Origin of the sequence: Pseudomonas sp. R3-52-08 (assembly GCF_003851745.1) — a bacterium.
Lineage (GTDB): Bacteria > Pseudomonadota > Gammaproteobacteria > Pseudomonadales > Pseudomonadaceae > Aquipseudomonas.
This window is the reverse complement of the sequence record NZ_CP027730.1, coordinates 4471714-4497248: the sequence shown is the minus strand read 5'-3', so window position 1 is coordinate 4497248 and position 25535 is coordinate 4471714. Positions and strand designations below refer to the sequence as shown.

Here is a 25535-nt window from a genome sequence, read left to right as displayed (position 1 = left end):
GCTTGCCCCGATGGCGGCCTATCAAGCGCCGACAGCCACCAGGCTCAACAACTGCTCCCCCTCCACCGCAAACTGCCCAACCAGCTCCTTGCCATGGCACCACTCAGCCGACAGCTCGGTCAGCAACCTCAGCCGTATATGCCCGGCTTCAGTCCACTCCACCACCTCGGCATGCTCAAAATAGAAGCGCTTCTGCACGATCGGGTAGAGTGCCTTGAACAAACTCTCCTTGGCCGAAAACGTGAGTGTCACCAGCAAGGCGATTTGCTCACGGGGCAGGGCCGCCATGCGCTGCAGTTCATCCACGGTGAGAATTTCCCCCGCCAGGCGTTCCGCCCGTTCCAGCGCCAGCAGGTTCTCCAGGTCCATCCCCAACCCGCGCCATTGCGCCTTATGCCCGACAATTGCTGCGGCGTGCCCGGTGCTGTGGGTAATGGAGCCACTGATATGCCCTGGCCAGATCGGCGCGCGGTCGTCACCGATGGCCGGGATGCAGTCGAGATTATCCAGTCGTTGCAACGCTTCACGGGCGCACAGGCGGCCGGCGAGGAATTCCGCCTGGCGCTTGGCCACCGAGCGCTGGATGCTCGCCGGTGGCGGCACGGCGCTGCGCTGGAAATCCCCGGGGCTCAATAGGGCCGGGTCAAAACGCGTGCTCAAGAATACGGTGCCCGGCAAGGGCGCAGGCAGCGGCCAATGGGCATCGAGTGGGGTACAACAGGCGGGTAGGGGCATCATGCGCGACATTTTGCCGAGTTGGCGCGCCAGTGCATAGCCCGTCGCGGTTATGGCCGGGTTCAGAGCCTGTTCAGGGGGAGTTCAGGGGCGCTTGCGTAGTCTTGACGTTACAGCCTAAACGCGTACGAGGTAACGACCATGACTGCGATCAAGAAGCTGATGTTGGCGTTGACCATGCTCAGTGCTACCGCCGGTGTGCAAGCCAGCGATAGCAGCTTTGCCGGCTTTGGCCGCGAGAAGAACAGGAAATCCAGCAACCTGATCCAGCGTGTCAGCTTCGAAGAAGTGAGCATTCAGGCCGCCCCGTGGGGCCAGTCGCTGAGCGCCGGCGCCCCAAAACCGGGCTACCGCACCGGCTACGCGCTTGAGTCGGGCCACTACAATGGCATTAAACTGCGCCCGCAAGACGTGCAGGGCCGCTATGATATCCCTCGGTCGGACTGTTGAATTGCCTTGGAGAGCCTTATGAAATTGCTGGTGGTGGAAGATGAGGCGCTGTTGCGTCATCACCTGTTTACCCGCCTGACCGACAGCGGCCACGTCGTCGAGGCTGTGGCCAATGCCGAGGAAGCCCTGTACCAGACCGGCCAATTCAATCATGACCTGGCGATCATCGACCTGGGCCTGCCCGGCATGGGCGGCCTGGACCTGATCCGGCAACTGCGCACCCAGGCCAAGACCTTTCCGATCCTCATTCTTACCGCCCGTGGCAACTGGCAGGACAAAGTCGAAGGCCTGGCTGCCGGTGCCGACGACTACGTGGTCAAACCGTTCCAGTTCGAAGAGCTGGAGGCGCGGATGAACGCCTTGCTGCGCCGCTCCAGCGGCTTTACCCAGTCCACTATCGTTGCCGGCCCGCTGCTGCTGGACCTCAATCGCAAGCAAGCCTCGCTGGATGAGCAGCCGCTGGCGCTGACCGCCTATGAGTACCGGATCCTCGAGTACCTGATGCGCCATCATCAACAAGTGGTGGCCAAGGACCGCTTGATGGAGCAGTTGTATCCCGATGACGACGAGCGCGACCCGAACGTCATCGAAGTGCTGGTCGGTCGCCTGCGCCGCAAGCTGGAAGGGCCGGCCGGGTTCAAGCCGATCGACACCGTGCGGGGCCTGGGCTACCTGTTCAATGAGCGCTGCCGTTGATTCGCTCGCTACGCGTGCGCCTGATGCTGGCCGCCGCCACCCTGGCGGTGCTGTTCATGCTGGGCTTGCTGCCCGCCATGCAAGGCGCGTTCAGCCTGGCATTGCAGGATTCCATCGAGCAGCGCCTGGCGTCGGATGTGACCACCCTGATCTCTGCGGCACGCGTGGAAAATAACCGGCTGCTGATGCCGGCGCAGTTGCCCGATGAGCGCTTCAACCTGACCGACAGCCGCCTGCTCGGCTATATCTACGACCGTGAAGGCCACCTGGTGTGGCGTTCGCGGGCGACCCAGGAAGAAAACATCAACTACAAGCCGCGCTACGATGGGCGCGGCAACGAATTTGCGCGCATTCGCGAGGCCAACGGCCAGGAATTTTTCGTCTACGACGTCGAGGTCCGGTTGCTGGGCGGCAAAAGTGCGGCCTTCAGCATCGTCGCCCTGCAACCGGTGCGCGAGTACCAATTGACCCTCGAAGGCCTGCGCGAGAATCTCTACCTGGGGTTCGGCGCGGCGTTGCTGGTGCTGCTGACGTTGCTGTGGCTTGGTTTGACCTGGGGCCTGCAGGCCTTGCGGCGGCTGAGCCAGGAACTGGACCAGATCGAAGGCGGCACCCGCGAAAGCCTCAGCGAACAACACCCCCGGGAACTGCTGCGCCTCACCGGTTCCCTCAACCGTTTGCTGCACAGCGAACGCGAGCAGCGTGCGCGCTATCGCGACTCTCTGGATGACCTGGCCCATAGCCTGAAAACCCCGCTGGCGGTACTGCAGGGGGTCAGCGAAGACATGGCCCAGCGCCCCGAAGAACGCAGCCAGGCCTGGGTGCTGCAATCGCAAATCGAGCGCATGAGCCAGCAGATCGGCTATCAATTGCAGCGCGCCAGCCTGCGCAAGAGCGGCCTGGTACGCCACCAGGTCCGTCTGGAACCGGTGCTGCAAAGCCTGTGCGACACGTTGGACAAGGTCTACCGGGACAAACGCGTCACCGTCTCCCTCGAGCTGCCCGACGAGTGCGACGTGCCCATCGAGAAAGGCGCCCTGCTCGAAATGCTCGGCAACCTGCTGGAAAACGCCTATCGCCTATGCCTGAGCGAAGTGCGCATCAGCCTGGTGGAAAACCTCGAGGGCATTGAGTTGTGCATCGAAGACGACGGCCCCGGCGTACCACCGGATCAGCGCGCGCGGATTCTGCAGCGGGGCGAGCGGCTCGATCGCCAGCATCCAGGGCAGGGGATCGGGCTGGCGGTGGTCAAGGACATCATTGAAAGCTATCACGCACGACTGACCCTGGGTGATTCGTCGCTGGGTGGCGCGGCGTTCAGGATTCATTTTCCCACCGTGTGATCGGTAGTGGCTGGGCTGGCGCTATCGGGGGCAAGCCCCCTCCCACAGTGTGAATGTATTCACAAATCAAACTGTGTGAACCCAGTCAAATGTGGGAGGGGGCTTGCCCCCGATGAGGCCCTCTCCCACAACACCCATCTAATTCTCCTGCGCCCGATAGGCCCCCGGCGTCAGCCCCGTCCACTTCTTGAACGCCCGATGAAACGCCGACGGCTCGGAGAAGCCCAGTTGTTCGGCGATCTCCTGTAATGACAAATCCGCTCGCCCCAAATGGTAGATGGCGATGTCCCGCCGCAGCTCATCCTTGAGTGCCTGAAAACTGCTGCCTTCTTCGCGCAAATGCCGACGCAGGGTCTGTGGGCTGATATGCAAGTGCTGGGCAACGGCTTCCAGGTCTGGCCAGGGCGTGCGGTCGCGGCTCAACAGGCGGCGCAACTGGCTGCTCAAGCTGTCGCCTTCATCCGGGCGTGACAGCAGGTCGGCGGGGGAGCGCTCGAGAAAGTGCTTGAGGGTGCGCTCGTCCTGCAACAGCGGCAGGCTCAAGTAGCGGGCGGGGAACACCAGGCTGCTGTTCGGTGCACCAAATACCAGGGGGCAGGGGAACAACAGGTCATATTCATTGGCGTGTGGCGGCATCGGGTAGCTGAACGTGGTCTGGTGCAACCGGATGCGCTGTCCGATCAGCCAACTGCCCAGGCGATGCCAGATCACCAGCAGGCATTCGCTGAGAAAGTGGTCGGGGTCCCAGAGCTGCGAGTCGTCCAGGCTCAAGCGGGCCATGTCGCCTTCCCGTGTCAGCTGCCAGCGCGGGCCGTGTGGGAATAGGCTATAAAACAATAAGCCGCGTTCCAGCGCTTTTTCCAGCGTGCGGCAATGAATCAGCGCATGGCACATCATGGCAAAGGTGCCGCGCTTGCTTGGCCCGTCGGCGAAACCCAGGTATTCGTCATCCAGCGCCAGCCAGAGCAGTTGCAGCAACCGGGTAAATTGCTCCGGAGCGATACGTGCACGGGGTTCGTTCAGCAGTTCGGGGGTGATGCCCGCCTGCTGCAACAGGCCCGAGTAGTCGTAACCGCCCCGACGCGCGCCCTCCAGGGCGGCGCGGGCGAAGTGACTGGCGATGGTGCGTTCACGCATGACAGGGCCTCGTCCATGGGAGTGGCGATGGTAGTCATCACCCGACGAGGCGACAAGGCGGATATCCGCCAAATTGCAGGACGCGATTGGGCAGCTAGGCGGAAATCCGCCACCTGGCTCGTGTCCAGAGCAGGCCCCGGTAAACCTTCGGGCCTGATGCCTAAAGGCCTTCAGGGTATTTAGCGCAAAGTGGCGCGCCGTTTGCAGTAAGGATGACAGCGCAGGCTTGTTCCTACAAACCTCGCAAACAACAAATCCCTCCAGTGCAGGAGGGTTCGCAATTCAAGTGCCGTGGGCAATGGCGGATATTTGCCACACGGGACGATTGAGGAACTTTGCAATGACGACTCGTCAGCCAATCTACAAATCCCTGTATTTCCAGGTGATCGTTGCAATCGTTATCGGTATTTTGCTTGGTCACTTCTACCCGCAGACCGGCGTGGCCCTCAAGCCACTGGGTGACGGCTTTATCAAGCTGATCAAAATGGTCATCGCCCCGATCATTTTCTGCACCGTGGTCAGCGGCATCGCTGGCATGCAAAGCATGAAATCTGTCGGCAAGACCGGCGGCTATGCGTTGCTGTACTTCGAAGTGGTTTCCACCATCGCGTTGCTGATCGGCCTGATCGTGGTCAACGTCGTGCAACCGGGCGCCGGCATGCACATCGACGTGGCAACCCTGGACGCTTCCAAAGTCGCCGCCTACGTGACGGCCGGTAAAGACCAGAGCATCGTCGGCTTTATCCTCAATGTGATCCCTAACACCATCGTCGGCGCCTTCGCCAACGGCGACATCCTGCAAGTGCTGATGTTCTCGGTGATCTTCGGTTTCGCCCTGCACCGCCTGGGTGCCTATGGCAAGCCGGTGCTGGACTTCATCGATCGCTTCGCCCACGTGATGTTCAACATCATCAACATGATCATGAAGCTCGCGCCAATCGGCGCCCTGGGCGCCATGGCATTCACCATCGGCGCTTACGGTGTGGGTTCCCTGGTGCAGTTGGGCCAGTTGATGATCTGCTTCTACATCACCTGCCTGCTGTTCGTGCTGGTGGTGCTCGGTGCTATCTGCCGCGCCCACGGTTTCAGCGTGATCAAGCTGATCCGCTACATCCGTGAAGAGCTGCTGATCGTACTGGGCACGTCGTCTTCCGAGTCTGCGCTGCCACGCATGCTGATCAAGATGGAGCGTCTGGGCGCGAAGAAATCCGTGGTCGGCCTGGTGATCCCAACCGGCTACTCGTTCAACCTTGACGGTACCTCGATCTACCTGACCATGGCCGCCGTGTTCATCGCCCAGGCGACCGACACCCACATGGACATCACTCACCAGATCACCCTGCTGCTGGTGCTGCTGCTGTCCTCCAAGGGCGCTGCGGGCGTGACGGGCAGTGGTTTCATCGTACTGGCTGCTACCCTGTCGGCCGTCGGCCACTTGCCAGTTGCCGGCCTGGCGCTGATTCTGGGTATCGACCGCTTCATGTCCGAAGCCCGTGCGCTGACCAACCTGGTGGGTAACGCAGTGGCCACCCTCGTTGTGGCCAAGTGGGTCAAGGAACTGGACACCGACAAGCTGCAAAGCGAGCTGGCATCCGGCGGTACCGGTATCTCCGACACCCGCCAGGAAGACGACCTGGGCGTGGCCGAAGGCCCTGCACCTGTCATCAAGTAAGCCACTGATGGCGTGAACCCGCGCCGCTCGGTTATCCGCAAACGCCCCGACCCGTTCGGGGCGTTTGCGTTTGCGCCCGCTGACTTTCGAGCGTTTTGGTTTACATTACGTAGATGCTCCACCAAAGGCCCGGTGAAGACCTGTCTTCACAAGAGAGCCTCCTCAGCCTGAGCCAATCTGTGCGCACCGAACCGCGTGACCTCTTGCAACAGATTGCTCGCCCCTAACCATGCAATGAACAGGCGGGCGTGCCCATGATTACCCTGAAACTCAACGGCCAAGACCATCAACTGGACGTCACCGAAGATATGCCGCTGTTGTGGGCGATTCGCGATGCAGCGGGCTACAACGGCACCAAGTTCGGTTGCGGCATGGGCCTGTGCGGCGCCTGCACCATTCACATCGACGGTGCGCCCGCACGCAGTTGCATCACCCCGATCGGTGCGGTCAAAGGCCAGGCCATCAGCACCATCGACAACCTGCACACCGATCCTGTCGGCCAGGTGGTGCAGCAAGCCTGGCTGGACACCGCCGTGGCCCAGTGCGGCTATTGCCAGGGCGGGCAGATCATGTCGGCCACCGCGTTGCTGAAAACCCACCCCAACCCCAGTGATGAACAGATCGAAGAGGCCATGGTCGGCAATATCTGCCGCTGCGGCACCTACAACCGGATCAAAACCGCGATCCGTCAGGCGGCCACGCACCTGGGGGCCAAGGCATGAGCCGGTTACCCGCTGATTTCGTGCTGAATAACCTCAGTCGTCGCGGCTTTCTCAAAGGCGCGGGGGCCACCGGTGTGCTGGTGATCGCTGCCAGCTGGGGTCTGCCTGACGCCTTCGCGGCTGATGCGGTCAAGCCATATGGCGGCGATGCAATGCCCCATGGGCTGATCGATGACCCCAAGGTCTACGTCAGCATCGCCACCGACGGCACGGTGACCGTGGTGTGCAACCGTTCGGAGATGGGCCAGGGCGTGCGCACCAGCCTCAGCCTGGTGGTGGCCGATGAGCTGGAGGCCGATTGGGCCAAGGTGAAGGTCCAGCAAGCGCCGGGTGACGAGGTGCGTTATGGCAATCAGGACACCGATGGCTCGCGCAGCATGCGCCATTGGTACGAGCCGATGCGGCGTTGCGGCGCCAGTGTGCGGGCGATGCTGGAGCAGGCCGCTGCCGAGCAGTGGAAGGTGCCGGTCAGCGAGTGCCGTGCGCAATTGCACAAGGTGATCCACCAACCTAGCGGTCGTGAGCTGGGCTATGGCGAGTTGGCCATCGCGGCCGGTGCGCTGGCCGTTCCCGCACGCGACAGCCTGCGGCTCAAGCAGCCGACGGAATTTCGCTATATCGGCAAAGAAGGCGTCAAGGCCATCGATGGCGTCGACATCGTCAACGGCAGCGCCGTCTACGGTGCCGACGTGCATGTCGACGGCATGCTCTATGCCACCATCGCACGGCCGAAGGTATATGGCGGCAAGGTCAAATCCTTCGATGCCAGTGCCGCGATGAAAGTCCCTGGCGTGATCAAGGTGCTGGAAATCGAAAGCCGGCCGATCCCCTCCGAATTCCAGCCCCTCGGTGGCGTGGCCGTGGTGGCCAGCAATACCTGGGCGGCGATCAAGGGCCGTGACGCGCTGAACATCGTGTGGGACGACGGCGTCAACGCTGGCTACAACTCCGTCGATTACCGCAAAGAGCTGGAGGCCGCCGCCCGCCAGCCCGGCAAAGTGGTGCGCAACACCGGCACCCTCGACCAGGCCATGGTCGATGCCGACAGCACCTTGGAGGCGGCCTACTACCTGCCGCACCTGGCGCAGTCGCCGATGGAGCCGATGGTCGCCGTCGCCCGTTTCGACAAGGGCCAGTGCGAAGCCTGGGCGCCGAGCCAGGCACCGCAAGTCACTCGCGAGCGCATCGCCGAGCGCCTGGGCGTGCCCTTCGATAACGTAACGGTGCACGTGACCTTGCTGGGCGGTGGTTTCGGGCGCAAATCCAAGCCGGACTTCATCATCGAAGCCGCCGTCCTGGCCAAGCAGTTTCCGGGCAAAGCCGTGCGCGTACAGTGGACCCGTGAAGACGATATCCACAATTCCTACTTTCATACCGTGTCGGCCGAATACCTCAAGGCTGGCCTGAACAAGGACGGCCTGCCTGCCGCCTGGCTGCACCGTACGGTAGCGCCGAGCATTACCGCGCTGTTCGCGCCGGGCATGAACCACGAAGCGGCATTCGAACTGGGCATGGGCTTTACCAATATGGCCTACGCCATTCCCAACGTGCGCCTGGAAAACCCTGAAGCGGCGGCGCATACCCGTGTGGGTTGGTACCGTTCGGTGTCAAACATTCCCCACGGTTTTGCCATCCAGAGTTTTGTCGATGAGCTGGCGCACAAGGCCGGCCAGGACCCGTTGCAGTACCAGCTCAAGTTGCTCGGCCCGGACCGTCAGATCGATCCGAAAACCTTGAGCGACGAGTGGAACTACGGCGAATCCCCCGAGCGTTACCCGATCGACACCGCGCGCCTGCGTGGCGTACTGGAAACCGCCGCCAAGGCCGCCGGCTGGGGGCGCAAGCTGCCCAAGGGGCGTGGGCTGGGGCTGGCGGTGCACTACAGTTTCGTCACCTATGTGGCAGCGGTGATCGAGGTGGAAGTCAAAGACGACGGTACGCTGATTGTGCACAAGGCCGATATCGCCGTGGACTGCGGCCCGCAGATCAACCCGGAACGCATCCGCTCGCAGTTCGAGGGCGCGTGTGTGATGGGCCTGGGCAACGCGGTGCTGGGCGAGATCAGCTTCAAGGACGGTAAGGTCCAGCAAGACAATTTTCATATGTACGAAGTGGCGCGTATGTCCCTGGCGCCCAAGCAGATCGCCGTGCACCTGGTAACTCCGACCGGCGAGGTGCCGTTGGGCGGTGTCGGCGAGCCCGGCGTACCACCGATTGCGCCGGCGTTGTGCAACGCGATCTTCGCAGCGACCGGCCAGCGCATCCGTAACCTGCCGGTACGCTATCAATTGCAGGGTTGGCAGGAGGCGAAAGCCTGATGGACAGTGTGGATCTGAATGTCTTGCGCAGCGTGCTGCAATGGCGCCGCGCCGGGCAACGCGTGGTGTTGTACAGCGTGGTGCAGACGTGGGGCAGCGCGCCGCGCCCACCGGGGGCGATGTTGGCCTTGCGCGGCGACGGGGTGGTGATCGGCTCTGTGTCCGGCGGCTGCATCGAGGACGACTTGATCGCACGCCTGCAGGATGGCCGTTTACCCGCCGACGGCCCGCCCGTGCAACTGGTTACCTACGGCGTCACCCGCGATGAGGCGGCGCGTTTTGGCCTGCCTTGCGGCGGCACGTTGCGCCTGACCGAAGAACGGGTGGAAGAGTGGGCCTGGGTGGAGCAATTGCTGGCGCGCTGCGAGGATCATCAGATTGTCGCGCGGGAGCTGAACCTGGCCACCGGCGAAGTGACCCTCACCCCTGCGAGCAAGACCGATGTGGTGACCTTTGACGACCAGCGCCTGCGCGCCATCTATGGGCCGCGCTGGCGCCTGCTGCTGATCGGCGCTGGGCAACTGTCGCGCTACGTCGCGGAAATGGCGCGCCTGCTCGACTTCGAAGTGCTGATCTGCGACCCGCGCGAAGAGTTTGTCTATGGTTGGGAGGAACAACACGGCCGCTTCGTGCCGGGCATGCCCGATGAAGCGGTGCTGAATATCCAGACCGACGAGCGCACGGCGATTGTCTGCCTCACCCACGACCCGCGCCTGGACGATATGGCGTTGCTTACGGCGTTGAATTCCAGCGCGTTCTACATTGGCGCCCTGGGCTCGCGGGTCAATACGCTGAAACGTCGGGAAAACCTGGCGGCGCTGGGCTTGTCGGCGGACGCAATCGCGCGCTTGCATGGGCCCATCGGTTTGCACATCGGCAGCCATACGCCGGCGGAAATCGCACTGTCGCTCATGGCGGAAATCGTCGCGATCAAGAACGGCGTGGCGCCCTTGCAGAAAAAGCCGCTGCCGGTGGCTGCCCAGTGACGGTGACGGCAATAGTGCTGGCGGCGGGGCAGGGCAGTCGCTTCCGCGCTGAGGCCGGCGCCGACCGGGATAAATTGCTGGCCGATTGCGTCGGCCTGGACGGCGTGACGCGGCCTGTGATCGAGCAGGTATTGGTGAACCTGCCGGCGACGCTTGTTGAGCGTTGGGTGGTGACTTCACCGGAACGCCTTGAGGTGATTCGGTTGGCAGAGGCACATGGTTGTAAGGTCCTGCTGCTGGAATCGGCCGGTATGGGCGATAGCATTGCCGCCGCTGTCACGGCCAGTGCTTCGGCAGAGGGCTGGCTAGTGGTACTGGGGGATATGCCGTTTATTCGTTCCGCGACGATCGAGCGTGTGCTGGCCGATCCGGGAAGCATCACTGTGCCGGTGCATGCCGGACAGTATGGGCATCCAGTCGCTTTCGGCCGTGTATTTGGGCCTGCATTGATGGCATTGGCCGGCGACCGTGGCGCGAAAGCTTTGTTTGCACTGGCACAGGTGCGAGGCGTGCCGGTGGATGATCCTGGCGTGCTATGGGATGTGGATGTGCCGCAACAGTTGAGTTTCAGCGCCGACTGAATGTGGGAGGGGGCTTGCTCCCGATAGCGGTATGTCAGCTCATGGAGGTGTTGGCTGATCCACCGCTATCGGGAGCAAGCCCCCTCCCACCTTTGAACAGCCGTGTGTTCGATTTTTTTGCAAAAAAAGCCCCACCTGATTGCTCAGGCGGGGCTTTTTATTGGCTGATGGAATCAGACGAGGGGTTTAGGCTCGTGCTCTTCTTACTGGGCCTTTTGCTCTAACGCAGCAGCAGCGGCGGCAGCCTCGGCTTCCTTGCGGCGGCGACGCACTTCACGTGGGTCGTTCGGTGCACGGCCGTTTTCAGTCAGGGCGCTTGCCGGTGCAGCTTCAACCACCGGAGCGGCGACTTCGGCTACCACCGGGGCTTCCACGACTGGCGCAGGCTCTACGACCGCCGTTGGCTCGATCACAGGGGCCGGCTCAACCACTGGGGCCGGCTCGGCAACCACGACTTCAGCAACCGGAGTTGGCGCTTCCTCTACCACCGGCGCGGGCGCAGGCGCTTCAACCGGGGCGGCAGGTTCGGCGGACCATTGGAAGGCGGTCTGTTCTTCGCGAACTTCACGCACGGCCGGGGCGGCTTCTTCGGCAGCCGGTGTTTCAACCACAGTTTCTTCAGCTGCAGCTTCAACCACTGGCGCAGGCTCGACGACCGGGGCGACTTCAACGGCAACCACTTCGGTCACGGGTTGAGCGTCGCGAACCGGTGCCACTTCCACTTCCGGAACCACTGGGGTTTCGATTGGGGTAGCGGCTTCCACCACCGGTGCTTCAACCACTGGAGTCTCGGCAACAGGCGCTTCTACCGTAGCGGTCTCTTCGAAAGCAGCAGTCTCTTCGACAGCGGCGGTAGCGCGTTCAGCCTGCTCATGAGCCTGGGCTTCAGCTGGTGCGCTGATGACCGAGCTGGCCACAGCGGCAGTCACGGCCAGGCCGGCAGCCAGTTCGTCACCGGTCGGTTCGTGATTGCCAGCTTCTGCGTGCTCGCCGGCTTCTTCCGAACCTTCGATCACGTTGCCGTTGGCATCACGTTGACGCTCACGACGGTTGCTGCGACGACGCTGACCACGGGAACGGCGGCGTGGACGATCGCCTTCGGCGTTGTCCTGGCCCTCTTCCTGCAGTTGCTCTTCGCCGGTCAGCACTTCTTCTTCGCTGGCGGCAGCGGCTTGTTCGGCGCGCGGTTGACGCTCTTCACGCGGAGCACGTGGTTGACGTTCCTCACGTGGCGCGCGCTCTTCGCGCGGCTGGCGGGCCGGGCGTTCTTCGGTGGTTGCGGCTGCGGCGGCGGCAACGGCAGGTGCCGCGTCCAGAGGCTCGCGCAGTTCGCGCACACGTTCTTCACGCTCGCCACGCGGCTTGCGATCTTCACGCGGGGCACGTGGAGTGCGCGGTGCACGCTCCTCGCGAGGTGCGCGTTCTTCACGGGCTACGGTCGGGGTTTCTTCACGGGCTTCGCGAGGTGCACGCTCTTCACGGGGCGCGCGCTCTTCACGCGGAGCACGTTCTTCGCGCGGCTTGCGCTCTTCGTCGCGGCGACCGTTGCGGTTACGGCTCTGCTGACGACCGTTGCGACGTTCTTCGTTGCGCGCAGGGCGTTCGGCGGCGGTTTTTTCAACCACAACCGGCGCGGCGGGCTCTTCCTTGGTGGCGAACAGGCTGACCAGGGATTTCACCAGGCCTTTGAACAGGCTTGGCTCAGGCAGGGCGGCCGGCGCGGCAACCGGAGCGGCGGCTTCAACCGGAACCGGTGCGTTGGCGCGGGCCGGTGCGGTCTTCACGGCGGCTTCCTGGCGGACCAGGGTGCGGGTCGCAGCGGCTGGCTGGACTTCTTCCACTTCGGCAGCGGCAGCAGCGATTTCGTAGCTGGACTGGCCGCTGTGGGCTTCCGGGCTGTCATCGCGCAGGCGCTGCACTTCGAAGTGCGGCGTCTCGAGGTGATCGTTCGGCAGGATGACGATACGGGCGCGGGTGCGCAGTTCGATCTTGGTGATCGAGTTGCGTTTTTCGTTGAGCAGGAAGGCGGCAACCGGAATCGGCACTTGTGCGCGAACTTCGGCGGTGCGGTCTTTCAGGGCTTCTTCTTCGATCAGGCGCAGGATCGCGAGCGACAGCGATTCAACGTCACGGATGATGCCGGTGCCATTGCAACGCGGGCAAACGATGCCGCTGCTTTCACCCAGGGATGGGCGCAGGCGCTGACGGGACATTTCCAGCAGGCCGAAGCGCGAGATGCGGCCGACCTGCACGCGGGCACGGTCAGCTTCCAGGCATTCGCGGACTTTCTCTTCCACGGCGCGCTGGTTCTTGGCCGGGGTCATGTCGATGAAGTCGATCACGATCAGGCCGCCGATGTCACGCAGGCGCAGCTGGCGGGCGATTTCTTCAGCCGCTTCCAGGTTGGTCTGCAGGGCGGTTTCTTCGATGTCGCTACCCTTCGTGGCGCGCGCCGAGTTGATGTCGATGGACACCAGGGCTTCGGTCGGGTCGATCACGATGGAGCCGCCGGAAGGCAGTTCGACTACGCGCTGGAAAGCGGTCTCGATCTGGCTTTCGATCTGGAAACGGTTGAACAGCGGAACGCTGTCTTCGTACAGCTTGATCTTGCTGGCGTACTGCGGCATCACCTGGCGGATGAAGGTCAGGGCTTCGTCCTGGGCTTCAACGCTGTCGATCAGCACTTCGCCGATGTCCTGGCGCAGGTAATCGCGGATGGCGCGGATGATCACGTTGCTTTCCTGGTAGATCAGGAAGGGCGCGGAACGATCCAGGGACGCTTCTTTGATGGCGGTCCACAGCTGCAGCAGGTAGTCGAGGTCCCACTGCATTTCTTCGCTGCTACGGCCCAGGCCTGCAGTGCGCACGATCAGGCCCATGTCGGCCGGAGCGATCAATCCGTTGAGCGCTTCACGCAGTTCGTTGCGCTCTTCGCCTTCGATGCGACGGGAAATACCGCCGGCACGCGGGTTATTCGGCATCAGCACCAGGTAACGGCCAGCCAGGCTGATGAAGGTGGTCAGGGCGGCGCCCTTGTTGCCACGTTCTTCTTTCTCGACCTGAACGATGACTTCCTGGCCTTCGCTCAGGACGTCCTTGATGTTCACCCGGCCTTCGGGGGCCTTCTTGAAGTATTCGCGGGAGATTTCTTTGAGGGGCAGGAAGCCGTGGCGCTCGGAGCCGAAATCGACAAAGGCAGCCTCAAGGCTAGGTTCGATGCGAGTAATACGGCCTTTATAGATGTTGGCCTTCTTTTGCTCGCGGGCACCGGATTCGATATCCAGGTCGTAGAGGCGTTGGCCATCTACCAGTGCAACACGCAACTCTTCGGGTTGGGTTGCGTTAATCAGCATTCTTTTCATGTTGTACCGTCGGTTTCCGGGCTGCCGGAAACGGCGTTCGGCACACACGACTTCTCACGGTCGGTGTCAGGTGCGTCAAGAGTGGTTGGCCACTCCAGTGTCCAGCAAAACCTGCCAATTGGGCGGGTATCGCGACGGACGCGTCCTGCTTGTTAGCGGTGGTGACAAAGGCACCACTTCAACAAAAGCTAAGGTCAGGAGGAGGAATCAACCGGCGACTGTGGACGAGATGAAGCGTCTAAATATAAGCCTAGTGCTACACGGTCCGACGGTTGTGCATCTCCACCCTACACGTATCCCTGATAATTCGGGTGCTGCCGCGCGCAGAATCCGCAGCGGGTTGGCATTTACCGTGTTCTCCAATGGGGAGTCCACGCTCATGGCTAAACAAGACTAGGTGTGGGCGACTGCGCTCGCACTCAGCTCTTAACAGGCGTTGTTTCCGAAGCATTCGCCATGGTCTGGCCCGAGACTGACTGCACTTTGTGAACTGGCCGTAAATATCGGCGCGCAAGGCGAGTATTCACTCTGCTTTGCGCACTCGCTTCAGGCCTCATGTCACCTGCGCTTGTTACAATCTCAAGCCTTCCAAGGTGGCGAACGCCCCGTAGGACGGCCTCGCGTCCTGATGAATTGCGATGGTCAGGGCCGGCAGTTTGCCGCAAGTCCTCTGTCCAGGCCGCTTTTGGCGGCGTTCGCGACTATAGCAGCAATGATTAAGTGCTTCAATTCCATAAAAAATTGTTATCATCGCCGCCATGACGACTACCGCCCCCCAGACCCCCAGCGTCCAGCTGCTCGAGGTCTCGCCGGAATATGCCGGCCAACGCATCGATAATTTTCTCCTGGCCAGGCTCAAAGGCGTGCCCAAGACCTTGATTTACCGCATCTTGCGCAAAGGCGAGGTGCGCGTGAACAAAGGTCGGATCAAGCCCGAATACAAGTTGCAGGCGGGCGATATCGTCCGAGTACCGCCAGTGCGTGTGCCCGAGCGCGACGAGCCGGTGCCGCTGGCCCAGGGCCTGCTGCAGCGCCTGGAAGCCTCGATCGTGTTCGAAGATAACAAACTCATCGTGATCAACAAGCCCTGCGGCATTGCCGTTCACGGCGGCAGCGGCCTGACGTTCGGCGTGATCGAAGCCTTTCGTCAGCTGCGCCCGGATGCCAAGGAGCTGGAACTGGTCCACCGACTGGACCGCGACACCTCTGGCCTGTTGATGATCGCCAAGAAGCGCAGCATGTTGCGCCACCTGCACACCGCCCTGCGTGGCGATGGCGTGGATAAACGCTACATGGCGCTGGTGCGTGGCAACTGGGCCAGTTCGATCAAGAGCGTGCGAGCGCCTTTGCAGAAAAGCAACCTGCGCTCCGGTGAACGTATGGTGGAAGTGGACGAGGAGGGCAAAGAGGCCCTGACCCTGTTCAAGGTGCTGCGCCGCTTCGGCGACTTCGCCACCCTGGTCGAGGCCAAGCCGGTGACCGGGCGTACCCACCAGATTCGCGTGCACACCCTGCACGCCGGTCACTGCATTGCCGGTGATACCAAGTACGGCGATGAGGATTTCTCCAAAGAAATTCGCGACTTGGGCGGTAAGCGTCTGTTCCTGCACGCCTATATGCTGACCGTGCCGCTGCCCGATGGCGGTGAGTTGAAGTTGCAGGCGCCAGTCGATGAAATGTGGGCCAAGACCGTGGAGCGTTTGAGTGTCGCGCCTTGATTACAAGCTGCTGATCTTCGATTGGGATGGAACGCTGGCCAACTCCATAGGGCGGATTGTCGAATCGATGCACACGGCCTCGACCCGTTCCGGCTTCGAGCCGTGCAGCGACCTGGCGGTCAAGGGCATCATCGGCCTGGGCTTGCCTGAGGCCATCCGCACCCTGTACCCGCAGATCGACGACTCGCAACTGATCGCGTTTCGACAGCACTACGCGGATCACTACATCGCCCTGGAGGCCGAGCCTTCCCCGCTGTTCGACGGTGTGAGGCAGTCCCTGGAGGCGTTCCGTGCCCAGGGCTATTACCTTGCCGTGGCCACCGGCAAGGCCCGGCGCGGGCTCGACCGCGTGCTCAAGGCACATGGCTGGGACGATTATTTCGACATCACCCGTGCCGCCGATGAAACCGCCAGCAAACCCCACCCTCTGATGCTGGAGCAGATCCTGGCTCACTGCGGGGTAGCGCCGCGCCAGGCACTGATGGTGGGGGACGCGTCCTTCGACCTGATGATGGCGCGCAATGCGGGCATGGACAGCGTGGCGGTCAGCTACGGCGCCCAGGCGGCCGAAGCCTTGCAGCAATATGAGCCCAGGCTGACGATCGATCATTTTTCTGAACTGCAGGCCTGGCTCGGTCGGGCTCAATAAGTCTTTGCTGGGGTTAATGGCATGAGTGACGAGTGGAAAGCGCCTGAAAAGGCCGATAGCAGCGACGACAAAAGCTGGAAGTTGCTGGAAAAGACCTTGTTGGCCAGCGTGCAGGAGCAGCGTCGTTCACGGCGTTGGGGGATTTTCTTCAAGCTGCTGACCTTCGTGTATTTGTTGGGCATGCTGGCGTTGTTCAGCCCGCTGATGGACATGGAAAAAAGCGCCATCCGTGGCAGCCACTACACCGCCTTGATCGAAGTGCGCGGGGTGATTGCCGACAAGGAACCCGCCAGCGCCGACAACATCGTCAGCAGCCTGCGCGCCGCGTTCGAAGACCCCAAGGTCAAAGGCGTGGTCCTGCGCATCAATAGCCCCGGTGGCAGCCCGGTGCAGTCGGGTTATGTGTATGACGAGATCCGCCGTCTGCGCGCCCTGCATCCAGATACCAGGCTTTATGCGGTGATCTCGGACCTGGGGGCTTCGGGTGCCTATTACATCGCCAGCGCCGCCGACCAGATCTATGCGGACAAGGCCAGCCTGGTCGGCTCCATTGGCGTGACGGCGGCCGGCTACGGTTTTGTCGGCACCATGGAGAAGCTGGGCGTGGAGCGTCGCACCTACACGTCGGGGGAGCATAAGGCGTTCCTCGACCCGTTCCAGCCGCAAAAGGCCGATGAAACCCAGTTCTGGCAGGGCGTGCTCGATACCACCCATCGTCAGTTCATTGCCAGCGTCAAGCAAGGGCGTGGCGATCGGCTCAAGGACAAGGACCATCCAGAGCTGTTCTCCGGCCTCGTGTGGTCGGGTGAACAGGCGCTGCCGCTGGGCTTGATCGACGGCCTGGGCAGTGCCAGTTCGGTAGCACGGGATGTGATTGGCGAGAAGGAACTGGTGGATTTCACGGTTGAGGAATCGCCGTTTGACCGCTTCTCCAAAAAGCTGGGCGCCAGTGTGGCTGAGAAGCTGGCCCTGTACATGGGCTTCCAGGGCCCGACCCTGCGCTGATATCTCAAAGTAAATGCAGGACAAAATGTGGGAGGGGGCTTGCCCCCGATGGCGGTGTGTCAGTCATACATAGGCTGGCTGATCCACTGCTATCGGGGGCAAGTCGAATCGTCGCACCGCCCCTCCCACATTTGGATCTGCAGTGCTCTCAGGGGATTTGCACACCTTCCGCCAGCAGCATATCTACCAGGCGAATCAGCGGCAGGCCCACAAGGCTGGTCGCATCCGGCCCTTCGGTGCTCTGGAACAGGCTCACGCCCAGGCCTTCGGCCTTGAAGCTGCCCGCGCAGTCATACGGCTGCTCGATCCGCAGGTAGCGTTCGATGCGTTCAACGCTCAGTTCGCGCATGTGCACCGTAAAAGGGATGCAGTCGACCTGGCAGTGCCCGGTATCGCTATTGAGCAGCGCCAGTCCGGTGAGGAAGCTCACACGTTTGCCGCTGGCTGCCAGCAATTGTTCGCGGGCGTTTTCGAAGGTGTGCGGCTTGCCGATAATCCGTCCTTCAAGCGCAGCCACCTGATCCGAGCCGATGATCAGGTGTCCTGGATGACTGGCGGCGAGGGCGCGCGCTTTCTCTTCGGCCAGGCGCTTGACCAGCTCAATGGCGGATTCATCCGGGCGATGGCTTTCATCGATATCCGGTGCGCCGCAGGTGAACGGCAAGTGCAGGCGGCTCAGTAATTCCCGGCGATAAACCGAGCTGGACGCAAGTAATAAAGGCAGCATGGACGTCTCCTCAAGGCAGCCGCAGATTCTAGCGGCGTGACCGGCTGACGCACAGGGCTGAATTTCCTTTGACATGGCTGGGTGCATCCCTATAATGCTGCGCCTATGTTGAATGACCCGATTCCACCTCACGTTGACCCGCGCAAATTGGCTGATCGTGGCACTTCCCTTCAAGGTGAATTGCCGCTGGCCGATTTGGAGAGACTCTGCGACTCGCTTTCCGACACTGTCGGTGCGGTCCAGGCCAAATTCGTTTTTGAACGAGATGAACGTAAGTCTGTGGTGATCCACAGTTTTATCGACACCGAAGTCAAGATGGTTTGCCAGCGTTGTCTTGAGCTGGTCACCCTGCCGATCCACAGCGAATGCAGTTATGCCGTGGTGAAGGAGGGTGCGAATACCCAGTCGTTGCCGAAAGGTTATGACGTGCTGGAACTGGGCGAAGATCCTTTGGATCTGCATGCACTGATCGAGGAGGAGCTTTTGCTCGCCTTGCCCATTGTGCCTGCTCATCATCCGGAAGAATGCCAGCAGCCGGCGGGTCTCGATGACGAGCCCGAACCGAGCGAGGACGAGGTAACGCGGTCCAACCCGTTCAGTGTATTGGCGCAGTTAAAGCGTGACCCAAACGTTTAGGAGTTAATCAATTATGGCTGTTCAGCAGAACAAAAAATCCCGCTCTGCCCGTGACATGCGTCGTTCGCACGATGCCCTGACGGCAAGCACTCTGTCTGTAGAAAAAACCACCGGTGAAATTCACCTGCGTCACCACGTATCGCCAGAAGGCGTATACCGTGGCCGTAAAGTGATCGACAAGGGCGCTGACGAGTAATCACTTGTCTGCTCAAGTCATCGCGATTGACGCAATGGGCGGGGACTTCGGTCCCCGCAGCATTGTTCAGGCCTGCATTGCCAGCCTGTCTGCAACGCCCTCGCTGCACCTGACCCTCGTCGGTCAACCCTCCCTACTTGAAGAACTGATTGCCAGCCATCCGGCGGTGGATCGCGCGCGCCTGACGGTTACAGCGGCCAGCGAAGCCATCACCATGGACGAAAAGCCGGCAGCGGCCCTGCGCGGCAAGCCCGACTCATCCATGCGCGTGGCGTTGGAAATGTTGCGCGACGGCAAGGTGCAGGCCTGTGTCAGCGCCGGCAATACGGGCGCGCTGATGGCCTTGTCGCGGCATGTGCTCAAGACGCTGCCGGGCATCGACCGGCCGGCGATGGTGGCGGCGATTCCGACGCAGAAAGGTTATTGCCAGTTGCTGGACCTGGGGGCGAACGTCGACTGCAGTGCCGAGCACCTGTTCCAGTTCGCCGTGATGGGCTCGGTGGCGGCCGAAGCGCTGGGCGTGGTACGGCCACGCGTGGCCTTGCTGAACATCGGCACCGAAGACATCAAGGGCAACCAGCAGGTCAAGCTCGCCGCTGCGTTGCTGCAGGGCGCGCGAGGCTTGAACTACGTCGGCTTTGTCGAGGGTGACGGTTTGTACCGTGGTGAGGCGGATGTGGTGGTGTGCGACGGGTTCGTCGGCAATATCCTGCTCAAATCCAGCGAGGGCCTGGCGACCATGATCGCCACGCGCATCGAAGCGCTGTTCAAACAGAACCTGGTGTCGCGTGCTGTTGGCGCCCTGGCGCTGCCATTGATGCGCCGTCTGCAGGCCGACCTGGCCCCGGCCAGGCACAATGGCGCGAGTTTTCTGGGTTTGCAGGGCATTGTGGTGAAAAGCCACGGTTCGGCTGGTGTGGAAGGTTTTCAAAGTGCCATTGCGCGGGCCGTGATCGAGATTCAGGAAAACCTGCCGCAACGTTTGCACGGCCGTCTCGAGGATCTGTTGCCTTAGGCGAATTGGCCCGGGAGTGCTTAAATGTGACCGGCCAGTTCAATTGACCATCCAATCTGTCAGTTTCGTGCGCTCCCACCGTAGGGGCGCCTCTTTCCGACGACAAGATCATTAGGGGCTTGTTACATGTCTACATCCCTCGCATTCGTCTTTCCAGGGCAGGGTTCGCAGTCCCTCGGCATGTTGGCCGAACTGGGCGCGCAATACCCGCTGATCCTGGACACCTTCAAGGAAGCTTCCGACGCACTGGGTTACGACCTGTGGGCGTTGACCCAGCAGGGGCCGGAAGAGCAACTCAATCAAACCGATAAGACCCAGCCGGCCATCCTGACCGCTTCGATCGCCCTGTGGCGCTTGTGGCTGGCCGAAGGCGGCGCGCGCCCGGCATTCGTTGCCGGCCACAGCCTGGGCGAATACAGCGCGCTGGTCGCGGCGGGCAGCCTGACCCTCGCTGAAGCGGTCAAGCTGGTCGAGCGTCGTGGCCAATTGATGCAGGAAGCCGTTCCGGCCGGGCAGGGCGGCATGGCCGCTATCCTGGGCCTGGACGACGCCGTGGTGATCGAAGCCTGTGCCGAAGCGGCCCAGGGCGAAGTGGTCAGCGCGGTCAACTTCAACTCCCCTGGCCAAGTGGTCATTGCCGGTGCCAAGGCGGCGGTCGAACGCGCCATCGAAGGCTGCAAGGCGCGTGGCGCCAAGCGTGCGCTGCCGTTGCCGGTCAGCGTGCCGTCGCACTGCGAACTGATGCGTCCGGCCGCCGAGCGTTTTGCCGAGTCTATCGCTGCCATCAACTGGCAGGCGCCGCAGATCCCGCTGGTGCAGAACGTCAGCGCGACGGTTGCCCCTGACCTGGACACCCTCAAGCGCGACCTGCTGGAGCAGCTCTACAAGCCGGTACGCTGGGTGGAGTCGGTGCAGACCCTGGCCGCCAACGGCGCCACCGAGCTGGTCGAGTGCGGTCCGGGCAAAGTCCTGGCCGGCCTGAACAAGCGCTGCGCCGACGGTGTGTCGACTGCCAACCTCAATACCCCTGAAGCCTTCGCTGCCGCTCGCGGCACTGGCCTGAACGCTTAATCCCGATTTTGTACTTAGGAGAAGCCTGCATGAGTCTGCAAGGTAAAGTTGCACTGGTTACCGGCGCAAGCCGTGGCATCGGCCAGGCCATCGCCCTGGAGCTGGGCCGTCAGGGCGCCGTTGTGATCGGCACCGCCACTTCCGCTTCGGGCGCCGAGCGTATTGCCGCGACCCTCAAGGAAAACGGCGTGCAGGGCACCGGCCTTGAGCTGAATGTGACCAGTGATGCGTCCGTGGCGGCTGTGCTGGCCGAGATCACCGCTCAGTTCGGTGCGCCGTCGATTCTGGTGAACAATGCCGGTATCACTCGCGATAACCTGATGATGCGCATGAAAGACGACGAATGGTACGACGTAGTCGATACCAACCTGAACAGTCTGTTCCGCCTGTCCAAGGGCGTTTTGCGCGGCATGACCAAGGCGCGTTGGGGCCGAATTATCAATATTGGCTCCGTAGTGGGTGCCATGGGCAACGCCGGCCAAGTAAACTACGCCTCCGCCAAGGCCGGTCTGGAAGGTTTCAGCCGTGCACTGGCGCGTGAAGTCGGTTCGCGGTCGATTACGGTAAACTCGGTGGCTCCAGGGTTCATCGACACCGATATGACCCGCGAACTGCCGGAAGCACAGCGTGAAGCCTTGCTGACGCAGATTCCGCTGGGCCGTCTGGGCCAGGCTCAAGAGATTGCGAATGTGGTCACTTTCCTGGCATCCGACGGTGCGGCATACGTGACTGGGGCTACAATTCCAGTGAACGGCGGGATGTACATGAGTTAAATTGTGACGGATCGCTTCAAAAATATGTCATACGAGCTGTCTAAAATCCGTTATAAAGCTGCAACTTAATTTATAGGCAGGTGGCAGGGCGGGTACAGGGTGAAGCTTTCAGTTGAAAAGCTGAAATGGCTTTCTATACACTTACCCACTGGCCAGCTGCCTGAATTTGTCCATTAGGAGTTAAACAAGGTATGAGCACCATCGAAGAGCGCGTCAAGAAAATCGTTGCCGAGCAACTGGGCGTCAAAGAAGAAGAAGTGACCAACACTGCTTCCTTCGTAGAAGACCTGGGTGCCGATTCCCTTGACACCGTTGAGCTGGTGATGGCTCTGGAAGAGGAATTCGAGACCGAAATCCCGGACGAAGAAGCTGAAAAAATCACTACTGTTCAAGCTGCTATCGACTACGTTACTGCCCACCAGGCGTAATAGTTTGTAGTCGTCGCTTGCTGTCAGGGAAAAACCGCACTGCTGTAACGGCGTGCGGTTTTTTCTTTAAGCGGTGACGAAAAGTACGCTGCGAAGCAGAGTGTCGTCATTAGAAGAAGGAGAGTGCTGTGTCGCGTAGACGCGTCGTAGTCACCGGTATGGGTATGTTGTCGCCACTGGGCACGGATGTGCCAAGCAGTTGGCAGGGCATTCTGGCTGGCCACAGTGGTATCGGTCTGATCGAACACACGGACCTTTCTGCCTATTCCACCCGTTTTGGCGGCTCGGTAAAGGGTTTCAATGTCGAGGAATACCTCTCGATCAAGGAATCCCGCAAGCTCGACCTGTTCATTCAGTACGGCCTGGCAGCCGGTTTTCAGGCGGTGCGTAATGCCGGCCTGGAGGTCACCGACGCCAACCGTGAGCGCATCGGCGTGGCCATGGGTTCGGGTATTGGTGGCCTGACCAATATCGAAGAAACCAGCCGCACGCTGCACGATTCCGGCCCCCGTCGAATTTCACCGTTCTTCGTGCCGGGCTCGATCATCAATATGATTTCCGGTTTCCTGTCGATCCACTTGGGCGCACAGGGGCCTAACTACGCCATCGCGACGGCGTGCACCACGGGCACCCACTGCATCGGCATGGCGGCGCGCAATATCGCCTACGATGAAGCCGACGTGATGATCGCCGGCGGCGCCGAGATGGCCGCCTGCGGCCTGGGCATGGGCGGCTTCGGCGCGTCCCGTGCGCTGTCGACCCGCAACGACGAACCGACCCGTGCCAGCCGTCCGTGGGACAAAGGCCGCGACGGTTTCGTACTGTCCGACGGTGCCGGCGCCCTGGTGCTGGAAGAGTTGGAGCATGCCAAGGCGCGCGGTGCCACCATCTATGCCGAGCTGATCGGCTTTGGCATGAGCGGCGACGCCTACCACATGACCTCGCCACCGGCCGACGGTGCCGGTGCCGCGCGTTGCATCACCAACGCCTTGCGCGATGCGAAGGTCAACGCCGACCAGGTGCAGTACATCAATGCCCATGGCACTTCGACGCCAACCGGCGACCTGGCGGAAGCCGAGGCCATCAAGTCGGTGTTCGGCGAGCATGCCTATAAGCTGGCCGTCAGCTCCACCAAGTCCATGACCGGCCATCTGCTGGGCGCGGCGGGCGCGGTCGAGGCGATCTTCAGTGTCATGGCCATCAAGGACCAGGTCGCTCCGCCGACCATCAACCTCGATGAGCCGGACGAAGGCTGCGACCTGAACTTCGTGCCTCACGAAGCGCAGCCGATGCCGATCGACGTGGTGATCTCCAACTCGTTCGGTTTTGGTGGCACTAACGGCTCGCTGGTGTTCCGCCGGTTCGCCGAGTGATGCACAGCTGGGTCGACGGTCAGCCAGCGGACAGCGTGCCCCTGAAAGATCGCGGCCTGGCGTATGGCGATGGGGTGTTTGAAACCATCGCGGTCAAGGCCGGGCAGCCGGTGCTGCTTGACCGCCATCTGCAGCGCCTCCATGAGGGCTGCAGGCGCCTCGGGTTAGCCGCAGATCACGGGCTGGTCCGTAGCGAGGTGCTGGCCTATGCCACAGCCCTTGGCGATGGCGTGCTCAAGTTGATCCTGACCCGTGGCGACAGCCAGCGCGGTTATGGCATCGACCCCGAGGCCGCTGCGCGTCGTATCCTGCAGGGCAGTCCGCCTGCCGCTTATCCCGAAACCCATGGAACCGACGGCATCCGCCTGTTTGCGTGTGTCACCCGCTTGGCCGAACAACCGATGCTGGCCGGGCTCAAACACCTCAACCGCCTTGAGCAGGTGATCGCCCGCGCCGAATGGCGGGATGCCGAGCATGCCGAAGGCTTGATGCTGGATACGTCCGGTCGTGTCATTGAAGGTGTGTTCAGCAACCTGTTCCTGGTGCGCAACGGCTTGTTACTAACCGCTGATCTGAAGCGTTGCGGCGTTGCCGGCGTGATGCGCGCCGAACTCCTGGCCCAGGCGCAAGTGCTGGGCGTCCCGGTGGCCGTGGCCGACATCAGTCTCGAACAGTTGCAGCAGGCCGACGAAGTCTTTGTGTGCAACAGCGTTTATGGCATCTGGCCGGTATGCGAGTGCGCTGGGATGAGCTGGTCGGTTGGCCCGCTCACCCGTAAACTGCAGGGCATTGTTCGCGCGCTATTGGATATTTGAGTGATACGAAAACTGGTTGTACTGCTGCTGATCGGTGTGTGCTCGGCGGCTTTGCTGGCGGGCTTTTGCGCCTGGAAATACAACGCTGCCTTGAAACAGCCGTTGCATTTGACCCAGGAGCAATTGCTCGATGTGCCGACAGGGGCGACGCCCACTGGCACCTTCAATCGTCTGGAAGCCGATGGCGTGCTCGACGGTGCCTTCTGGCTGCGTCTTTATTGGCGTTTCAACCTCGAGGGCCAGCCGCTGCACAGCGGCGAATACCGGATGACCCCAGGCATGACCGCCGAAGGCCTGATCGGCCTGTGGCAGCGTGGGGAAGTGGTGCAATACAGCCTGACCCTGGTGGAGGGGTGGAACTTCCGCCAGGTACGCTCGGCCCTGGCCAAGCATGACAAGATCGTGCAGAGCCTCTCGGGCCTCAGTGACAGCGAAGTGATGGACAAGCTCGGCCATCCTGGCGTGTTCCCTGAAGGCCGCTTCTTTCCCGACACCTACCGTTTCGTGCGCGGCATGACCGATGTCGAATTCCTGAAGAAGGCCTACAACCGCCTCGATGATGTACTGGCCCAGGAGTGGAGCAAGCGCGCGCCTGATGCGCCTTACACTGAGCCTTATCAAGCGCTGATCATGGCCTCTCTTGTAGAAAAGGAGACCGGTGTGCCCGAAGAGCGCGGGCAAATTGCCGGTGTGTTCGTGCGTCGCCTGAAGATGGGCATGATGTTGCAGACCGATCCCACGGTGATCTACGGCCTGGGTGAGCGCTACAACGGCAAGTTGACCCGCGCCCATCTCAAGGAAGCCAACCCCTACAACACCTACATGATCGCCGGCTTGCCGCCGACACCAATCGCCATGGTCGGCCGCGAGGCGATTCATGCCGCACTGAACCCGGTGCCGGGCAGCAGTCTGTATTTCGTCGCCCGTGGCGATGGCAGCCATATTTTCTCGGATGACCTGGATGCGCATAATGCCGCCGTGCGTGAGTTTCAACTCAAGCGCCGTGCCGATTACCGTTCCAGCCCGGCACCGACGGTCAAGCCGCTGGACGACGCGGTGCCACCGGTTGACGTACCGGCAGAGCCTGCGCCGGACACCAGCGCCCCGCAAAGCCCGCAATGACTCTA

At 61.8% G+C, this 25535-nt stretch carries 24 protein-coding genes; 20 read left to right on the top strand and 4 right to left on the bottom strand.

Going from position 1 to position 25535, the window contains the following annotated elements; all coding sequences use genetic code 11:
* Nucleotides 1-21: 21 nt before the first annotated feature.
* Entirely contained in the window at nucleotides 22-738 is a 717-nt protein-coding gene (locus C4J91_RS20680; RefSeq protein ID WP_124364027.1) for a 4'-phosphopantetheinyl transferase, read from the bottom strand.
* A 138-nt stretch (nucleotides 739-876) separates the two neighbouring features.
* Between C4J91_RS20680 and C4J91_RS20675 the strand changes: the two genes are divergently transcribed.
* The 3 genes from C4J91_RS20675 to C4J91_RS20665 are packed head-to-tail and all read left to right on the top strand — an operon-like array spanning nucleotide 877 to nucleotide 3224.
* Nucleotides 877-1185: a hypothetical protein gene (locus tag C4J91_RS20675; RefSeq protein WP_124364026.1), complete on the top strand. Its 309-nt coding sequence runs from the start codon at nucleotides 877-879 to the stop codon at nucleotides 1183-1185.
* A gap of 18 nt (nucleotides 1186-1203) precedes the next feature.
* On the top strand, nucleotides 1204-1881 hold the full coding sequence (locus C4J91_RS20670) for a response regulator (protein ID WP_010208358.1): 678 nt from the start codon (nucleotides 1204-1206) through the stop codon (nucleotides 1879-1881).
* Nucleotides 1878-3224, top strand: coding sequence for an ATP-binding protein (locus tag C4J91_RS20665; protein ID WP_124364025.1), 1347 nt, complete (start codon nucleotides 1878-1880; stop codon nucleotides 3222-3224). The genes C4J91_RS20670 and C4J91_RS20665 overlap by 4 nt, the downstream gene beginning before the upstream one ends.
* A gap of 138 nt (nucleotides 3225-3362) precedes the next feature.
* Here C4J91_RS20665 and C4J91_RS20660 read toward each other — a convergent pair whose 3' ends face one another.
* The gene (locus C4J91_RS20660) at nucleotides 3363-4361 is read right to left on the bottom strand and encodes an AraC family transcriptional regulator (protein WP_124364024.1); all 999 of its coding nucleotides are present in this window, start codon (nucleotides 4359-4361) and stop codon (nucleotides 3363-3365) included.
* Between the two features lie 340 nt (nucleotides 4362-4701).
* Here C4J91_RS20660 and C4J91_RS20655 point away from each other — a divergent pair, with 340 nt between their 5' ends.
* From C4J91_RS20655 to C4J91_RS20635, 5 genes are all read left to right on the top strand, one after another.
* Complete coding sequence (locus tag C4J91_RS20655; protein WP_124364023.1) at nucleotides 4702-6033, top strand: dicarboxylate/amino acid:cation symporter; 1332 nt, start codon at nucleotides 4702-4704, stop codon at nucleotides 6031-6033.
* A gap of 254 nt (nucleotides 6034-6287) precedes the next feature.
* Nucleotides 6288-6755 carry a (2Fe-2S)-binding protein gene (locus tag C4J91_RS20650; protein ID WP_124364022.1) on the top strand — a complete coding sequence of 156 codons (468 nt, stop codon included), beginning with the start codon at nucleotides 6288-6290 and terminating at the stop codon, nucleotides 6753-6755.
* Nucleotides 6752-9073, top strand: a complete 2322-nt coding sequence (locus C4J91_RS20645; RefSeq protein ID WP_124364021.1) for a xanthine dehydrogenase family protein molybdopterin-binding subunit — start codon at nucleotides 6752-6754, stop codon at nucleotides 9071-9073. Before C4J91_RS20650 ends, C4J91_RS20645 begins: the two co-directional genes overlap by 4 nt.
* Nucleotides 9073-10059: an XdhC family protein gene (locus C4J91_RS20640; protein WP_124364020.1), complete on the top strand. Its 987-nt coding sequence runs from the start codon at nucleotides 9073-9075 to the stop codon at nucleotides 10057-10059. Before C4J91_RS20645 ends, C4J91_RS20640 begins: the two co-directional genes overlap by 1 nt.
* Nucleotides 10056-10640: an NTP transferase domain-containing protein gene (locus C4J91_RS20635; protein WP_124364019.1), complete on the top strand. Its 585-nt coding sequence runs from the start codon at nucleotides 10056-10058 to the stop codon at nucleotides 10638-10640. Before C4J91_RS20640 ends, C4J91_RS20635 begins: the two co-directional genes overlap by 4 nt.
* Nucleotides 10641-10843: 203 nt before the next feature.
* On the opposite strand, the gene rne is transcribed toward C4J91_RS20635, so the two are convergent.
* Nucleotides 10844-14002: a ribonuclease E gene (rne, locus tag C4J91_RS20630; RefSeq protein WP_372238293.1), complete on the bottom strand. Its 3159-nt coding sequence runs from the start codon at nucleotides 14000-14002 to the stop codon at nucleotides 10844-10846.
* A 758-nt stretch (nucleotides 14003-14760) separates the two neighbouring features.
* Here rne and rluC point away from each other — a divergent pair.
* Genes rluC through C4J91_RS20615 form a run of 3 tightly spaced genes read left to right on the top strand, consistent with a single transcriptional unit; the run spans nucleotide 14761 to nucleotide 17374 of the window.
* Nucleotides 14761-15720 (top strand): 23S rRNA pseudouridine(955/2504/2580) synthase RluC, encoded by a 960-nt coding sequence (gene rluC / locus C4J91_RS20625; RefSeq protein ID WP_032886795.1) that lies wholly within the window; start codon nucleotides 14761-14763, stop codon nucleotides 15718-15720.
* Complete coding sequence (locus C4J91_RS20620; RefSeq protein WP_124364017.1) at nucleotides 15707-16369, top strand: HAD-IA family hydrolase; 663 nt, start codon at nucleotides 15707-15709, stop codon at nucleotides 16367-16369. The genes rluC and C4J91_RS20620 overlap by 14 nt, the downstream gene beginning before the upstream one ends.
* A gap of 21 nt (nucleotides 16370-16390) precedes the next feature.
* On the top strand, nucleotides 16391-17374 hold the full coding sequence (locus tag C4J91_RS20615; RefSeq protein WP_124364016.1) for a S49 family peptidase: 984 nt from the start codon (nucleotides 16391-16393) through the stop codon (nucleotides 17372-17374).
* A 148-nt stretch (nucleotides 17375-17522) separates the two neighbouring features.
* On the opposite strand, the gene C4J91_RS20610 is transcribed toward C4J91_RS20615, so the two are convergent.
* The gene (locus tag C4J91_RS20610; RefSeq protein ID WP_124364015.1) at nucleotides 17523-18101 is read right to left on the bottom strand and encodes a nucleoside triphosphate pyrophosphatase; all 579 of its coding nucleotides are present in this window, start codon (nucleotides 18099-18101) and stop codon (nucleotides 17523-17525) included.
* Between the two features lie 105 nt (nucleotides 18102-18206).
* On the opposite strand from C4J91_RS20610, the gene C4J91_RS20605 reads away from it, so the two are divergent.
* From C4J91_RS20605 to mltG, 9 genes are all read left to right on the top strand, one after another.
* Nucleotides 18207-18737 (top strand): YceD family protein, encoded by a 531-nt coding sequence (locus tag C4J91_RS20605; protein WP_124364014.1) that lies wholly within the window; start codon nucleotides 18207-18209, stop codon nucleotides 18735-18737.
* A gap of 13 nt (nucleotides 18738-18750) precedes the next feature.
* Nucleotides 18751-18933: a 50S ribosomal protein L32 gene (gene rpmF, locus C4J91_RS20600; protein WP_008152339.1), complete on the top strand. Its 183-nt coding sequence runs from the start codon at nucleotides 18751-18753 to the stop codon at nucleotides 18931-18933.
* Between the two features lie 4 nt (nucleotides 18934-18937).
* Nucleotides 18938-19948 (top strand): phosphate acyltransferase PlsX, encoded by a 1011-nt coding sequence (gene plsX / locus C4J91_RS20595; protein ID WP_124364013.1) that lies wholly within the window; start codon nucleotides 18938-18940, stop codon nucleotides 19946-19948.
* Between the two features lie 126 nt (nucleotides 19949-20074).
* Nucleotides 20075-21019, top strand: a complete 945-nt coding sequence (gene fabD / locus C4J91_RS20590) for an ACP S-malonyltransferase (RefSeq protein WP_124364012.1) — start codon at nucleotides 20075-20077, stop codon at nucleotides 21017-21019.
* 29 nt (nucleotides 21020-21048) lie between these two features.
* Nucleotides 21049-21792: a 3-oxoacyl-ACP reductase FabG gene (fabG, locus tag C4J91_RS20585; protein ID WP_124364011.1), complete on the top strand. Its 744-nt coding sequence runs from the start codon at nucleotides 21049-21051 to the stop codon at nucleotides 21790-21792.
* Nucleotides 21793-21983: 191 nt separating this feature from the next.
* Nucleotides 21984-22220 (top strand): acyl carrier protein, encoded by a 237-nt coding sequence (gene acpP / locus C4J91_RS20580; RefSeq protein ID WP_010566559.1) that lies wholly within the window; start codon nucleotides 21984-21986, stop codon nucleotides 22218-22220.
* 128 nt (nucleotides 22221-22348) lie between these two features.
* A complete protein-coding gene (gene fabF, locus C4J91_RS20575) occupies nucleotides 22349-23593 on the top strand; it encodes a beta-ketoacyl-ACP synthase II (protein ID WP_124364010.1) in 1245 nt (414 codons plus the stop codon).
* Entirely contained in the window at nucleotides 23593-24408 is an 816-nt protein-coding gene (gene pabC, locus C4J91_RS20570; protein ID WP_124364009.1) for an aminodeoxychorismate lyase, read from the top strand. Before fabF ends, pabC begins: the two co-directional genes overlap by 1 nt.
* Nucleotides 24409-25530: an endolytic transglycosylase MltG gene (gene mltG, locus C4J91_RS20565; protein ID WP_124364008.1), complete on the top strand. Its 1122-nt coding sequence runs from the start codon at nucleotides 24409-24411 to the stop codon at nucleotides 25528-25530.
* Nucleotides 25531-25535: the final 5 nt, after the last annotated feature.

Excerpts from the sequence above, each read along its gene's own strand:
- fabG (WP_124364011.1), top strand. The coding sequence starts at position 21,049 with ATGAGTCTGCAAGGTAAAGTTGCACTGGTTACCGGCGCAAGCCGTGGC.
- rne (WP_372238293.1), bottom strand. The coding sequence starts at position 14,002 with ATGAAAAGAATGCTGATTAACGCAACCCAACCCGAAGAGTTGCGTGTT.
- rpmF (WP_008152339.1), top strand. The coding sequence starts at position 18,751 with ATGGCTGTTCAGCAGAACAAAAAATCCCGCTCTGCCCGTGACATGCGT.
- fabD (WP_124364012.1), top strand. The coding sequence starts at position 20,075 with ATGTCTACATCCCTCGCATTCGTCTTTCCAGGGCAGGGTTCGCAGTCC.
- C4J91_RS20615 (WP_124364016.1), top strand. The coding sequence starts at position 16,391 with ATGAGTGACGAGTGGAAAGCGCCTGAAAAGGCCGATAGCAGCGACGAC.
- C4J91_RS20675 (WP_124364026.1), top strand. The coding sequence starts at position 877 with ATGACTGCGATCAAGAAGCTGATGTTGGCGTTGACCATGCTCAGTGCT.
- C4J91_RS20645 (WP_124364021.1), top strand. The coding sequence starts at position 6,752 with ATGAGCCGGTTACCCGCTGATTTCGTGCTGAATAACCTCAGTCGTCGC.
- C4J91_RS20655 (WP_124364023.1), top strand. The coding sequence starts at position 4,702 with ATGACGACTCGTCAGCCAATCTACAAATCCCTGTATTTCCAGGTGATC.
- pabC (WP_124364009.1), top strand. The coding sequence starts at position 23,593 with ATGCACAGCTGGGTCGACGGTCAGCCAGCGGACAGCGTGCCCCTGAAA.
- C4J91_RS20660 (WP_124364024.1), bottom strand. The coding sequence starts at position 4,361 with ATGCGTGAACGCACCATCGCCAGTCACTTCGCCCGCGCCGCCCTGGAG.
- C4J91_RS20650 (WP_124364022.1), top strand. The coding sequence starts at position 6,288 with ATGATTACCCTGAAACTCAACGGCCAAGACCATCAACTGGACGTCACC.
- acpP (WP_010566559.1), top strand. The coding sequence starts at position 21,984 with ATGAGCACCATCGAAGAGCGCGTCAAGAAAATCGTTGCCGAGCAACTG.
- C4J91_RS20670 (WP_010208358.1), top strand. The coding sequence starts at position 1,204 with ATGAAATTGCTGGTGGTGGAAGATGAGGCGCTGTTGCGTCATCACCTG.
- C4J91_RS20610 (WP_124364015.1), bottom strand. The coding sequence starts at position 18,101 with ATGCTGCCTTTATTACTTGCGTCCAGCTCGGTTTATCGCCGGGAATTA.
- rluC (WP_032886795.1), top strand. The coding sequence starts at position 14,761 with ATGACGACTACCGCCCCCCAGACCCCCAGCGTCCAGCTGCTCGAGGTC.
- C4J91_RS20605 (WP_124364014.1), top strand. The coding sequence starts at position 18,207 with ATGTTGAATGACCCGATTCCACCTCACGTTGACCCGCGCAAATTGGCT.
- C4J91_RS20680 (WP_124364027.1), bottom strand. The coding sequence starts at position 738 with ATGATGCCCCTACCCGCCTGTTGTACCCCACTCGATGCCCATTGGCCG.
- C4J91_RS20640 (WP_124364020.1), top strand. The coding sequence starts at position 9,073 with ATGGACAGTGTGGATCTGAATGTCTTGCGCAGCGTGCTGCAATGGCGC.